This window comes from Mesorhizobium helmanticense (genome assembly GCF_003034915.1).
Classification (GTDB): domain Bacteria; phylum Pseudomonadota; class Alphaproteobacteria; order Rhizobiales; family Rhizobiaceae; genus Mesorhizobium; species Mesorhizobium helmanticense.
Genome location: NZ_PZJX01000003.1, coordinates 235,143 through 248,218, shown reverse-complemented (window position 1 = coordinate 248,218; position 13,076 = coordinate 235,143). Strand labels below are relative to the sequence as shown.

Genomic DNA, 13,076 nt, shown 5'->3' with positions numbered 1-13,076 from the left:
GTGTGGTATCTCGCGAGCGCTTTTCACGCCTCGCCCTAACGGCCCCCTCCCGGAGGCCAGCGCGCTTACTTGATGTAAACGAGCACGTAGCGGTTGTTGTAGGGCTGGTAATATTTCGTACCGCATTTCCAGACGACGATGCCGCCGCTGTAGGTGGTCTTCACGCATCCTTTGGGCAGAGTGTTGATGTAGACGGTCGTTCTCTGGATGACGACCGTCTTTGCCTCTGCCGTGCCGACAAAGCGGAATCCCAGGACGCCTTCAAGGCCGTTGCCGGCAAACGAGAAGATTGCGAGCATGCCGCAAACGGCCGCTACGCGGCCGAACGAACCGCGATTGAACATGGATGTCCCCCTTTCCTGCTGACGCTCATCGAGCCTAGCAGGAATGAGGAATAGTCACAACGGAGCTAAATTAGCTACAACTGATCATATGGGGTTTAATTTCTGCCCGCACCGGCAACAATGGCGGCCATTCGTGATCAGATGTGGCCGGCGGCGGCAAGTGCTGCCCTGTGCCAGCGTGCAAACAGGCCTGGCGGGCAATTCAGATAGCGGGACGCGGCAATGTCCCAGCGGGCGCCCAGCTCACGATCGAAGGCCGGCGGGTCGAATTGCTGCAGGCCGCTGCGGGGATAGATCGTGAATTCTCCAAAGACCGGTTCGCCCGCGTCTTCGTAGAAATCGACCCGTATCATGTCGAATTCGCCGCCCAGCGCTTCGGCCGCCTCGATCATGCGCGAAAAGCTTTGCGGCCTGGCAATTTCCAGCGTCGCGTCGATGCCGCCCTGGGCAACCGCCAGCCGCCGCCACTCGCGATCGAAAAGCGCCGTCCTGCGGACGCTCGAGCGGAAGGCGGTGACCACGACAAGAGCGACGCGGCCGGCGACCACATTGAATTTGTAGTCGATGGGCTGATAGCCCTGATCCTTGCCGATCAGCGCCTCGACGAAGACCTTGCGCGCGATATGGGCGTAACCGCGTTCCAGCTTGCGGTCGCCATAGGTCTCGGCGAGATGCCGGCTCATGTCGGCAATGATTGCGCCGCTGTCGGCCTGAGCGGGATCGGCAACGACGGCATTCATGGCACAGCCGTGATTGCATTTGACGATGTAGGGGACTTTCAATCCGCCGAAGGGAATGTCGCGCGGATTGTCGCCTTGCCACAGCACCGCCGGGACATGCAGCCAGGGGAGCCGACCCCTGACGAACTCCTTGGCTTGCAGCTTGTCGAGGACGATCGCGAAACGCGGGTCGTCATCGAAAATCTTGCGCCAATGTATCTTCTCCGTGAAGGTCGCCGGGGCGGCGAAGTTCGGCAGGTGCCGCATCCTTTCGAAGAAGCGCTGGGTCAGGCGCCGGTAACGGACCAGCAGCGCAACATTCAAGACCAGGAGAAACGCCTTCGCGCCAAAGCGTTGCAGCCGGCCCGGCCGCCGGCGCGCTGCTTCGCGATCTCCAGGTCCATGCATGGATCAAGCCCGGATCGGGTTCAGCTTCAGGTGCTGGATCAGGATGATCGTCTTGGCATCGACGATGCGGCCGTCGGCGATGCCGGCCAGGGCTTCGTCGAGCGGCATCTCCAGCACTTCGATGTCCTCGCCTTCTTCCGGCGCGCCGCCACCGGCCGAGATGCGGTCGGCGGGCGAATAGCGCGCGATGAAGAACCAGAGCCGCTCGGTCACGCTGCCGGGGCTCATGTAAGGCGCAAACAGCCGCTCCACATCCTTCAGCCGATAGCCGAGTTCCTCCTCGGCCTCCTTGCGGATGCAGGTTTCCGGATCGTTTTCGTCGAGCAGTCCGGCGCAGGCCTCGATCAATGGCTCGCGGTGGCCGGTGACATAGGCCGGATAGCGGAACTGCCGCACCAGGAGCACCGTCGAGCGCTGCGGGTCGTAAGGCAGGATCACCGCGCCGTCGCCACGATCGTAGGTCTGGCGGATCTGCGTCTCCCATTGCCCGTCGCGCCGGCGATAGTCGAGGATGGTCTTTTTCAGGACCGCCCAGTCGTCGGAGAGAATTTCCTCCGAACGGATGCGGATGCGATCTTCCATGAACGGGCTCCTGCTGCCGGCGCGAGGACCACGGCGCCGCGTGTCGCCTGGATGCAGAAAGGCTGCGGCGGCGGATTTCGGCCATGCGTTAGCCTCGAACCGATTTTTGCGCAATCCTGATAGTCATTGGTCCAGAGCGCGTTTCACTGCCTCGTGTCTGGCGCCGGCGCAATCCTTTGCCTAAATAACGGCAACCCCTCCCGGAGCTTTTTTGATGACCACATCCCTTTTCCAGCCGATCACGCTCGACGGCCTCACTTTCCCGAACCGCATAGCGGTGGCGCCGATGTGCCAGTATTCCGCTGAAGACGGTTCCGCCAGCGACTGGCATCTGTATCACTGGATGAACCTCGCCATGTCCGGCGCCGGCATGGTCACGGTCGAGATGACCGACGTCGAGCGGCGCGGCCGCATCTCGCATGGCTGCCTCGGTCTTTATTCCGAAGACAACGAGGCTGCCGCCCGGCGCACGCTGGACGCCGCCAAGCGCGTCGCCGCCCCCGGCACGAAATTCGGCACCCAGCTTGCCCATGCCGGCCGCAAGGCGTCCAACCAGAAACCATGGGAAGGCGGCGGACCGCTGAAGCCGGATCAGGACCCGTGGCCGATCGTGTCTGCATCGGCAATCGCCTACGACACGGGCTGGCAGGTGCCGCGGGCGCTGGAAGACGACGAGATCCTGCAAATCATCGAACGCTTCGCCGAGGCGGCCAGGCGTGCCGAACGCGCCGGCTTCGACTTCATCGAGCTGCACGCCGCGCATGGCTATCTGATCTTCCAGTTCCTGTCGCCGCTTTCCAACCAGCGCACCGACCGCTGGGGCGGCTCGCTGGAGAACCGCATGCGGTTTGCCGTCGAGATTGCCAAGGCGGTGAGAAAGGCCGTGCCGAAGCTGATGCTCGGCGCCCGCCTGTCGGTGAAGGAATGGGTCGATGGCGGCTTCGACGTCGAGGAGGCAATCGAGGTGGCCAAGGCGCTGAAGGCGGCGGGCGTGGCCTATCTCTGCTGTTCGAGCGGCGGCAATTCGCCCTTGCAGAAGCTGCCGACGGGTCCGGGCTACCAGGTGCATCTGGCGGAAGCGGTGCGCAAGGGCGCCGGCATCCCGACGCGGGCCGTCGGGCTGATAGACGATCCCAGGCAGGCCGAGGCGATCGTCGCCGACGGCCGCGCCGACATGGTGGCGCTGGCCCGCGCCTTCCTCGCCGATCCGCGCTGGGCGTGGCGCGCCGCGGCGACCTTCGGCGAGAAAATCCATCCTGCCCCGCAGCTTGCGCGCTCGGTGACGACCATGCAGCACTGGATGAAGGCAGCGGGCTGACCGGCCCGCTTGTTGCAACCGACCTACGGCACGCGCCGCTGGACAGCGTGCCGCGGCTTCGCGTTAATCGGCCCACGCATTGGTCCCAGGGGTTGGGGCCTTGGGTAGGCCGCGATTGGCGCGGCCAGGGCTGGGAGCAATATCATGTCTTTCAGGGCAATCTATCCGGCGGCCGCAATGGTTGCGGCCGGACTGTCGTTCAATGTCTCGACGCCGGCCGGCGCGCAATATTGCGAAGGCACGGTGCATGGCCTTTCCAGGCACTACAATCTGGCGAAAGGCAGCGGTTTTCTTGCCGTGCGGGCGCGGCCGAATTCGTCGTCGCGCATGATCGGCCAATTGTTCAATGGCGATCATACCGAGATCTTCGACCGGCGCGGCAAGTGGTACAAGGTCGAGATCGGCGGCACGACCGGCTGGGCGAACGCACGCTGGATGCGCAACGACTGCGGTTATTGAGACGCTTGCGCGCAGGCTGAAGATAGAGTTGCAACCAAATCGGCCGCTCCGCGTTGGCGGCGATGGTGGACAACAAGCCGTTTGAAAAGCCAGTGGTGGTCGAACTTGGCCATGTCGGCAAATATCGCGAGATCCGCAGCACCCGGGAGGCGGCCGAGTGTCTGATGACGACCTGGCCGCTCAATCGCGGCCCTCGGCATCGTGATGCTCTCGACACTTGCCTCAAAGTGCTGGAAGGTTATCGTTCGACCGCGGATGCGCGTCGGGCACTGATCGAAGCGGCGAAGGAATCGGACGTACTGGTTCCCGACGAGAGATTGCCCGATGACAGGCTGCATTGAGCAGATGAGGCTTTTCAACCGGAGGACTTCATGGCGAAGCTGACTTACAAGATCGTCGAGCATGATGGGGGCTGGGCCTACAAGGTCGGCTCGACATTCTCCGAGACGTTTCCCAATCACCAGGACGCGCTGCGCGCCGCCGAGATCGCCTCGGCCGAGCAGCAGGTCGCCGGCACCACGGACGGTATCCAGTACGAGGACGCCGACGGCAAATGGCACGACGAACTGGCTGACGGCCGTGACCGGCCGCAAACGGAAGTTTCCGACTAGACGGCGCCTTCCACGACCAGGACCAACGAAGAAAGGCGTTTGCCGCCGCCGCTTTACAGGCCGGTTTGGTAGCGCTACCGTCCGTTGTCGCGTGACCAGGGAGGAGCTTGGGATATCGCGGCCAGACAGGAAGCGGTTTCCTTCGAAGACGTCGCAGGAAAGCATTCGGGGAGGAAATCGATGGCGTCTGTCGCGATTGGCGATGTCTACAAATCATTCGGGACCGTCGAGATTCTCCACGGTGTCAGCGTGGATATAGACGACGGCGAGTTCGTCACGCTGGTCGGACCGTCTGGCTGCGGAAAATCGACCCTTCTCAGGATGATCGCCGGCCTGGAAAAGATTTCGCGTGGCCAGATCGCGATCGGCGAGCGTGTCGTCAACAACGTTGCGCCAAAAGAACGCGACGTCGCCATGGTCTTCCAGAACTACGCGCTCTACCCGCATATGACCGTCGCCGAGAACATGGCGTTTTCGCTGATGCTCAAGGGCGTTTCGAAAGCCGAAAGCGGCGCCAGCGTCCAGCGCGCGGCTGAAATCCTGGGGCTGGTGCCGTTGCTGGCGCGCTATCCTCGCCAGCTTTCCGGCGGCCAGCGCCAGCGTGTCGCCATGGGCCGGGCTATCGTGCGCGATCCGGCGGTCTTCCTGTTCGACGAACCGCTGTCCAATCTCGACGCCAAGCTCAGGGTGCAGATGCGTGCCGAGATCAAGGAACTGCACCAGCGCCTCAAGACCACGACGGTCTATGTCACCCACGACCAGATCGAGGCCATGACCATGGCCGACAAGATCGTGGTCATGCATGACGGCATCGTCGAGCAGATCGGGCCGCCGCTGGAACTCTACGACAGGCCGGATAACCTCTTCGTCGCCAGTTTCATCGGCTCGCCCGCCATGAACATGCTCCGGGGCGAAGTCACGACCGATGGCGGCTCACCGTCGTTTCGCGGCTCCGGCGGGGTTTCAGTCCCGTTGGCCACAGCACTGTCCATCGACAAGGGCGAACCGGTGGTGCTGGGAATACGGCCCGAGCATTTACGACTGTCCGACCAAGGGATTCCGGTCACCGTCGTGGTGGTCGAGCCAAGTGGATCGGAAGTGCAGGTCATCGGCCGGACGGAAGGCGGCGAAGAGATCGTCGCGAATTTCCGCGAGCGCCATTCCTTCACGCCGGGCGAGACCATACGGCTCACGGCCGAGCCTGGCCTCATTCATCTCTTCCACGGCGAAACCGGAAAGCGATTCAAGACGCACAGCGAACAGTAAGACCCACACGGCAACGAATAACAGGAGGAAACGAGCATGAAATTCACCAGACGTGACGTGATCCGCACCACCGCCGGCGCCGCGGCGGGAGTCTTGGGAAGCCGCTTCGTCAGCTCTCCCGCCCTTGCCCAGGAAGGCTTGACATACAAGCCCGAGGACGGCGCAAAGCTGCGGATGCTCCGTTGGTCGCCGTTCGTACAGGGCGATGAGGACCAATGGCTGGCCAACACCAAACGGTTCACCGAGGCGACAGGCGTCGAGGTCCGCGTCGACAAGGAAAGCTGGGAGGACATTCGCCCCAAGGCGGCGGTGGCCGCCAATGTCGGCTCCGGTCCAGATCTCATGTTGGTCTGGTTCGACGACCCGCATCAGTATCCCGACAAGCTGCACGACGTGACGGAACTGGGTGAGTATCTCGGCTCGAAATACGGCGGCTGGCACGACGGACCAAAGCAATATGCGACGCGGGAGGGGAAATTCCTCGGCCTGCCTCTGGCAACCATCGGCAATGCCATTGTCTATCGGGAAAGCTGGGTGAAGGAGGCCGGCTTCTCTGAGTTTCCGAAGGACACGGCAGGCCTCCTCGAGCTTTGCAAGGCGTTGCAGGCGAAGGGACATCCGGCCGGCTTCACGCACGGCCACGGCGTCGGCGACGGCAACAACTACGCTCACTGGCTGCTGTGGAGCCATGGCGGCCAGATGGTCGACGAGAGCGGCAAGGTGACGATCAACAGCCCGGAGACGCTGAAAGCGATCGAATATGCACAGGAGCTCTACAAGACCTTCATTCCCGGGACCGAGAGCTGGCTCGACGTGAACAACAACCGCGCCTTCCTGGCGGGCGAACTCAGTGTCATCGCCAACGGCATTTCCGCCTACAACACGGCCAAGATCAACAAGGACAATGACCCCAAACTGGCTGAAATGGCGAAGGATATACGCACGACCAACCTGCCGATCGGTCCTGTCGGGAAATCCGTCGAGTTGTTCCAGGTGACCACGGCCGTCATTTTCGACTACACGCCCTACCCCAATGCGGCCAAGGCCTATCTGCAGTTCATGTTCGAGGAACCGCAAATGGCGCAGTGGGTCACCTCCTCGGCCGGCTACTGCTGCCAGACACTCAAAGCCTTCGACAACAATCCTGTCTGGACGGCCGACCCGAACAATGCCGCTTACGCCAAGGCCTCGGCGACGCTGCGTCCCAATGGCTTTGCCGGGCCGCTCGGCTATGCCTCGGCGGCAACCATGGCCGACTATGTCCTGGTCGACATGTTCGCCAAGGCCGTGACCGGCCAGGCGACGCCGCAGGAGGCGATGGAAGAGGCGGAGAAGCGCGCAAACCGCTACTATCGCGTTTGATCGCAGCGCAGCCGGGCAGCAGCAACCGCGCTGCCCGGCCTGGTTCCGCAATCGCGTGGCGGCCACTCGGGCCGCGATGCCACAAGACTTCATGAGGAGCCATCCCATGGCCGTGCCGTCCGCTGCCGTTCAGCCGCGTTCTTCGATCCTGTCGCGGAGCCTGTCGGCCTTGTCCGAAAGCCGGAATGCGCTTGGTTTCGGCTTCATGCTGCCGGCGGCGGCGCTGCTGCTGGTCTTCCTGACCTATCCGCTCGGGCTCGGCGTCTGGCTCGGCTTCACGGATACCCGCATCGGCCGCCCCGGTATCTTCATAGGTATCGAAAACTATCAATATCTGTGGGATGACGCCGTCTTCTGGCTCTCCGTTTTCAACACCTTGCTCTACACGATAAGCGCCTCGATCCTGAAGTTCGTGCTCGGCCTGTGGCTGGCGCTCATCCTCAACCAGAACCTGCCTTTCAAATCGTTCTTCCGCGCGATCGTCCTGCTGCCGTGGGTGGTGCCGACAGTGCTGTCGGCCATCGCCTTCTGGTGGATCTATGATTCGCAGTTCTCCATTCTGTCCTGGGCGCTTATGGAAATGGGCCTGATCGACCATCGCATCAATTTCCTCGGCGATCCGGAGAATGCACGTGCCTCTGTCATCGCGGCCAATGTCTGGCGCGGCATTCCTTTCGTGGCCATCACGCTGCTTGCCGGCCTGCAGACGATCCCCCAGTCCCTCTACGAGGCCGCCACGCTCGACGGCGCCAGCCGCTGGCAATTGTTCCGCTATGTGACGCTGCCGCTGCTGACGCCGATCATCGCCATCACCATGACGTTTTCGGTGCTGTTCACCTTCACCGATTTCCAGCTGATCTATGTGCTGACCCGCGGTGGACCGGTGAATGCCACTCATCTGATGGCGACGCTGTCCTTTCAGCGCGGCATTTCCGGCGGTCAGCTTGGCGAGGGCGCCGCAATCGCGGTCGCCATGATCCCGTTCCTGCTGGCGGCGATCCTGTTCAGCTATTTCGGCCTGCAACGCCGCAAATGGCAGCAGGGCGGCGGAGACTGACATGGCTGAGATCAAGAGCGCCGCGACCAGGAAGACGAAACGTCCCGAACTCGACGAAGGTGGCATGGGCTACCTTCAGAGCCTGCCGCGGCGTGTGGTGACGGTCTATCTGCCGCTTCTGGTGTTCGTCATCGTGCTGCTGTTCCCGTTCTACTGGATGACGATCACCGCGGTTAAGCCCAATCTCGAGATGACCGACTACGCCAATTTCAACCCGTTCTGGGTTGTGCATCCGACGTTCGAGCACATCCGCTATCTCTTGTTCGACACGTCGTATCCGGGCTGGCTGCTCAACACGATCATCATCTCGACCGCCGCCACTTTCCTGTCGCTGCTGGCCTCGGTGTTTGCGGCCTATGCGATCGAGCGGCTGCGGTTTTCCGGGGCGCGGCAGGTCGGCCTCGCGGTTTTCCTCGCCTATCTCGTGCCGCCTTCGATCCTGTTCATTCCGCTGTCGGTGATGGTGTTCAACCTCGGGCTTTACGATACGCCGTTCGCGCTCATCCTCACCTATCCGACCTTCCTGGTCCCCTTCTGCACGTGGCTCTTGATGGGTTATTTCCGTTCCATCCCGTTCGAACTGGAAGAATGCGCGCTGATCGACGGGGCGAGCCGGTGGCAGATTCTCACCAAGATCGTGTTGCCGCTGTCGGTGCCCGGCCTGATTTCCGCGGGCATATTCGCGTTCACGCTGTCATGGAACGAGTTCATCTATGCCTTGACGTTCATCCAGTCGTCCGAAAACAAGACCGTGCCGGTCGGCGTGCTAACGGAGCTCGTCCGCTCCGACGTCTATGAATGGGGTGCGCTGATGGCGGGCGCGCTGATCGGCTCGCTGCCGGTCGTTGTGCTTTATTCGTTCTTTGTCGAGCACTACGTTTCCTCGATGACCGGCGCGGTCAAGGAATAGCCTGCTCGCGGTCGAGCTTTTGCCAACCGTGGGAGTTTGCCGGCCGCCCGGATGCCCGTGCGGGCACCCTGCCGGCCGGTTCATAACGAAGCCTGATTACTTGCCGCAGTACTGATCGTTGACGTTCAGGCCGGCATTGGCGTCCGGTCCAGGGGTATTCGACGCACAAGGTCCGACCGGCCCGGGATTGCCGAGGCTGTCAAGGCCTGAAGTGTCGCCATTGATGCTGCCGGTGGTGTTCGGATCAACGGTCATCATCTGTTCGTTGCTCGAGACCGCGCGATGGCGGACGTGGTGAGCGCCCGACTGTTGCGCCATTGCCGATGTGGCAAGGCCAATCGTGAGGACCGAGGCTGCGAGAATTTTCGTAAGCATGAACATTACTCCATTCCATGGAATTCAGATATCGGAGGATTCCGGATATCGTCGACTTTGGTTCGACGAAGGAAAACCCACTGGCAGAGTGCGGGTTCGATGAAAAAATCGTGATGGCGAGCCGGTTTCGACACCTTTTTGTGACCGATGCGTGAAGGCGCCGCTGATGCCTTGGCAGCAGGCAATGCGTATTCGTTCGGTCGTTTGATGGCATTGCCGCCGGCCGCACGCCGCGCTATCTCAGGCGACCCTGTCTGCCCCAGGCGACTGTGTCTGCCTCCAAGCGACCCCGTCTGCCCAAGGCAACCTTTTGCCGGAGCCTCTCATGCCTGAAATCGTTACTGCCGCCATGCTCGTCATCGGCGACGAGATTCTGTCCGGCCGCACCAAGGACAGGAATATCGGCCACCTCGCCGACATCATGACGGCGATCGGCATCGACCTGAAGGAAGTGCGCATCGTGCCCGACGAGGAAGACGAGATCGTCGCCGCGTTGAATGCCGTGCGGATGCGCTACACCTATGTCTTCACGACCGGCGGCATCGGCCCGACGCATGACGACATAACGGCGGATTCGATTGCCAAGGCCTTCGGCGTGCCATGCGAATACGACGCCAAGGCCTATGCCATGCTGGAAGCGAGCTATGCCGCGCGCGGCATCGAATATACCGAGGCGCGCAAGCGCATGGCACGCATGCCGCGCGGCGCCGACCATATCGACAATCCTGTCTCCATCGCGCCGGGATTTCGCATCGGCAATGTCCATGTCATGGCCGGCGTGCCGGCGATTTTCCAGGCGATGCTCGACAATGTCGTGCCGACGCTGAAGGCCGGCACGAAAATGCTGTCGGCAACCGTGCATTGTCCGTTCGGCGAAGGCCTGATCGGCGGACCGCTCGCCGACATCCAAAAGGCCCATCCCGATACGATCATCGGCTCCTATCCGAAATATGGCGACGGCAAGTTCTGGACGGAACTGGTTGTTCGCGCCCGCAGCCAGGAGGCATTGGACGCCGCCCGCGCCGATGTCGAGGCAATGGTCGCGGGCTTTGCCAGCACAGCCAGTTGATCAGCCAGGATCGGAACCAAGCATGGTGCTATAACGTTTCCCGCCGGCGAGTTCCAATCGCCGTAAAGTGAGGGATTACCATGCGATTCAAGACCATCGTCGCGATACTGCAGAACGAGGAGGACGCGGAGCGCGTGCTCGATTGCGCCATTCCGCTCTCAGCCAGGTTCCAGAGCCATCTCATTGGCATTCATGCCGAAGCGCTTCCCGTCCCCTACACGTCGGCCACCGGTTTCCCCGACACGGAGTTCCTGCAGGTTTCAGCCGACATGAGCCGGGAGCGCGCCGACAAGCTGCAGGCGCTTTTCCTCAAGCGCATCGAGGATTCCGGTCTGTCGTTCGAATGGCGCAGTCTCGAAAGTTTTTCAGGCGACAGTGCGCTGACCGGCATTTCCAGCGTGCGCACCTGCGATCTGGTCGTTGCCGCGCAGCGCGAGTCGGACGGCGATGCAAGCGCCGATGTCGATACGCTGGTCTATGACGCCGGACGGCCGGTGCTGGTCGTGCCGCATTCCGGCCCGCTCGTCACCAGCTTCAAGCATGTGCTGCTGGCCTGGAACGGCAGCAAGGAAGCCGCGCGCGCCGCCTTCGACGCCTTGCCCTTCATCGTAGAAGCCGAGAAGACGGATATCGTGGTCATCGATCCGCCGGACACGCTCGACGAAAACCCGGAAGCCGCCGGCGCCGAAATCGCCGCGGCGCTATCCAGGCACGGCGCCACCGTCAGCGTCTCGGTGCTGCAGTCGGGCGGCACCTCGGTCGATGACGTGATCCAGACCAGGATTACCGAAACCGGCGCAGACCTGGTCGTGCTCGGCGCCTACAGCCACTCCTGGCTGCGCCAGCTTTTGTTCGGCGGCGTTACCCGCACGGTGCTGCGGACAGCGCAGGTGGCCGCCTTCCTGTCGCGGTAAGTCCACAGGCAGGCTTGCCGCCGCCCTTGCCAAGGCCAAGCCTTTCCAGTTAATTCCGCGCGCATTCCCTCAAGTGTCTGCGCGCGATTTCGCGCGCTGTGGAGTGCGCGAAAAATGTCCCTTCCCGAAAAGGCCTTCCCTGTCTCCTGGGATCAGTTCCATCGCGACGCGCGCGCCCTTGCCTGGCGGCTTGCCGGGGCCAACAAAGGCCAGTGGAAGGCGATCGTCTGCATCACGCGCGGCGGACTGGTTCCGGCTGCCATCATCTCACGCGAACTCGGCATTCGGGTCATCGAGACGGTCTGCGTCGCCTCTTATCACGACTACACCAGTCAAGGGCAGTTGCAGGTGCTGAAGGAGATCACTCCGGCGCTGCTCGCCGATGACGGCGCCGGCGTGCTGATCATCGACGACCTCACCGACACCGGCAAGACGGCGGGCATCGTGCGCGCCATGATGCCCAAGGCGCATTTCGCCACCGTCTACGCCAAGCCGAAAGGCAGGCCGCTGGTCGATACCTTTGTCACCGAGGTCAGCCAGGATACCTGGATCTATTTTCCCTGGGACATGGGCTTCACCTACCAGAAGCCGATTGCCGACGACCACGCCGGCTGATCCGCGCAACGCTTCCCACTCCAACAGGCCCTAAAGACGTATTTGTCTCGCGGGATGGCGCAACGGGTATTGTTGAATGAAATCCTGCTTATTGTCGCATTTTAGCCAATTCATGTGAAGTTTTTTACTCTTACTGCTTATATTGGTTGTATAATTTGTAAGGCGACAAATGATTCTGGGGGCTGGGGGCAAGCTTCTCCAATGTTGACGAGACTAACGACGCATAACCACCTGGCTACACGGGTCCGGCGACTTTTTGGCACTGCGCCGTGCCGCCTGCAGGTTGCAGCGCTGCCGTGGCGCGACATTGGACCCAGTGTCGAGATCATGCTGATCACCAGCCGCGATACCGGCCGCTGGGTACTGCCCAAGGGCTGGCCCGAGGCCAAGGAGCCGCTTTGCGAGGCGGCGGCGCGCGAGGCCGGCGAGGAAGCCGGGTTGCGTGGCACAATCTCCCACATCGAGGTCGGCCGCTACTTCTATGCCAAGGCACTGGCCTCCGGCGAGGAAGTGCCTTGCGAAGTCCTGGTGTTTCCGCTGCAGGTCGACAAGATCGCCGACCGGTGGAAGGAAAAACGCGCGCGCACCCGCAAATGGGTCACCTCCACCGAGGCCGTGCACATGGTCAACGAGCCGGATCTTTGCGAGATTATCGCTGATTTCTGCTCCAACCCGCGCGGATCCTCCTGAGCGGGACAGCGTTTCGCAGGCCGAAGCCGCAGCGCCTCTAAAAGGGCAAATCACAATCCCCGGCGGCCCTTTCTATCCCCGTTATCCACATGTGTGACACACAAGATGTTGGGGTCACAAAAGCTACGCAAACGAATCCTTGACGGCGCAAAACGAGTCGCCTTTTATAGGCCATGCGTTCCTGTTGAGAGCGCGACCGGAAAGTTCTGAGCCCGGTCTTTTTTCCCGGATTTTGTGCGTTTTGCCCGCATTTCCGCCCGTTTACGAGGCCGGCGGAAGCGTTGGGACTGGTGGGGCTTGGGGAGACGAAAGGGAGAATTGTCGGACTGGAATAAATTGTCTGTTAACACTATATTTAGTGTTTGCAGATAGGTTCG

The 13,076-nt window shown here is 61.9% G+C and carries 16 protein-coding genes; 12 read left to right on the top strand and 4 right to left on the bottom strand.

What is annotated here, in order from left to right; genetic code table 11:
* Positions 1–65: 65 nt before the first annotated feature.
* The 3 genes from C9427_RS01910 to C9427_RS01900 all read right to left on the bottom strand — a co-directional run bounded on the left by C9427_RS01910 (position 66) and on the right by C9427_RS01900 (position 2,053).
* Positions 66–344, bottom strand: coding sequence for a hypothetical protein (locus tag C9427_RS01910; protein ID WP_107647518.1), 279 nt, complete (start codon positions 342–344; stop codon positions 66–68).
* Between the two features lie 137 nt (positions 345–481).
* A complete protein-coding gene (locus C9427_RS01905) occupies positions 482–1,471 on the bottom strand; it encodes an ATP-grasp fold amidoligase family protein (RefSeq protein ID WP_107647517.1) in 990 nt (329 codons plus the stop codon).
* 3 nt (positions 1,472–1,474) lie between these two features.
* A complete protein-coding gene (locus C9427_RS01900; protein ID WP_107647566.1) occupies positions 1,475–2,053 on the bottom strand; it encodes an NUDIX domain-containing protein in 579 nt (192 codons plus the stop codon).
* Positions 2,054–2,267: 214 nt separating this feature from the next.
* Here C9427_RS01900 and C9427_RS01895 point away from each other — a divergent pair, with 214 nt between their 5' ends.
* The 8 genes from C9427_RS01895 (at position 2,268) to C9427_RS01860 (ending at position 9,036) form a co-directional block, all read left to right on the top strand.
* Positions 2,268–3,371, top strand: coding sequence for an NADH:flavin oxidoreductase/NADH oxidase (locus C9427_RS01895; protein ID WP_107647516.1), 1,104 nt, complete (start codon positions 2,268–2,270; stop codon positions 3,369–3,371).
* A gap of 144 nt (positions 3,372–3,515) precedes the next feature.
* Positions 3,516–3,830 (top strand): SH3 domain-containing protein, encoded by a 315-nt coding sequence (locus tag C9427_RS01890; RefSeq protein WP_107647515.1) that lies wholly within the window; start codon positions 3,516–3,518, stop codon positions 3,828–3,830.
* 62 nt (positions 3,831–3,892) lie between these two features.
* The gene (locus C9427_RS01885) at positions 3,893–4,171 is read left to right on the top strand and encodes a DUF982 domain-containing protein (RefSeq protein WP_107647514.1); all 279 of its coding nucleotides are present in this window, start codon (positions 3,893–3,895) and stop codon (positions 4,169–4,171) included.
* Positions 4,172–4,201: 30 nt separating this feature from the next.
* The gene (locus tag C9427_RS01880) at positions 4,202–4,441 is read left to right on the top strand and encodes a DUF2188 domain-containing protein (RefSeq protein WP_006333070.1); all 240 of its coding nucleotides are present in this window, start codon (positions 4,202–4,204) and stop codon (positions 4,439–4,441) included.
* A 180-nt stretch (positions 4,442–4,621) separates the two neighbouring features.
* The gene (locus tag C9427_RS01875) at positions 4,622–5,707 is read left to right on the top strand and encodes an ABC transporter ATP-binding protein (protein ID WP_107647513.1); all 1,086 of its coding nucleotides are present in this window, start codon (positions 4,622–4,624) and stop codon (positions 5,705–5,707) included.
* Between the two features lie 36 nt (positions 5,708–5,743).
* Entirely contained in the window at positions 5,744–7,069 is a 1,326-nt protein-coding gene (locus C9427_RS01870) for an ABC transporter substrate-binding protein (protein WP_107647512.1), read from the top strand.
* Positions 7,070–7,274: 205 nt separating this feature from the next.
* Positions 7,275–8,126 carry a carbohydrate ABC transporter permease gene (locus tag C9427_RS01865; protein ID WP_425351625.1) on the top strand — a complete coding sequence of 284 codons (852 nt, stop codon included), beginning with the start codon at positions 7,275–7,277 and terminating at the stop codon, positions 8,124–8,126.
* A gap of 1 nt (position 8,127) precedes the next feature.
* Positions 8,128–9,036, top strand: a complete 909-nt coding sequence (locus C9427_RS01860; RefSeq protein WP_107647510.1) for a carbohydrate ABC transporter permease — start codon at positions 8,128–8,130, stop codon at positions 9,034–9,036.
* A gap of 96 nt (positions 9,037–9,132) precedes the next feature.
* Here C9427_RS01860 and C9427_RS01855 read toward each other — a convergent pair whose 3' ends face one another.
* Complete coding sequence (locus C9427_RS01855) at positions 9,133–9,411, bottom strand: hypothetical protein (RefSeq protein ID WP_107647565.1); 279 nt, start codon at positions 9,409–9,411, stop codon at positions 9,133–9,135.
* Positions 9,412–9,736: 325 nt separating this feature from the next.
* Between C9427_RS01855 and C9427_RS01850 the strand changes: the two genes are divergently transcribed.
* From C9427_RS01850 to C9427_RS01835, 4 genes are all read left to right on the top strand, one after another.
* Positions 9,737–10,480, top strand: a complete 744-nt coding sequence (locus tag C9427_RS01850; RefSeq protein ID WP_107647509.1) for a competence/damage-inducible protein A — start codon at positions 9,737–9,739, stop codon at positions 10,478–10,480.
* A gap of 80 nt (positions 10,481–10,560) precedes the next feature.
* Entirely contained in the window at positions 10,561–11,394 is an 834-nt protein-coding gene (locus C9427_RS01845; RefSeq protein WP_107647508.1) for a universal stress protein, read from the top strand.
* Positions 11,395–11,508: 114 nt separating this feature from the next.
* Complete coding sequence (gene gpt / locus C9427_RS01840; RefSeq protein ID WP_006200882.1) at positions 11,509–12,009, top strand: xanthine phosphoribosyltransferase; 501 nt, start codon at positions 11,509–11,511, stop codon at positions 12,007–12,009.
* Between the two features lie 201 nt (positions 12,010–12,210).
* Complete coding sequence (locus C9427_RS01835; protein WP_107647507.1) at positions 12,211–12,699, top strand: NUDIX hydrolase; 489 nt, start codon at positions 12,211–12,213, stop codon at positions 12,697–12,699.
* Positions 12,700–13,076 lie beyond the last annotated feature (377 nt).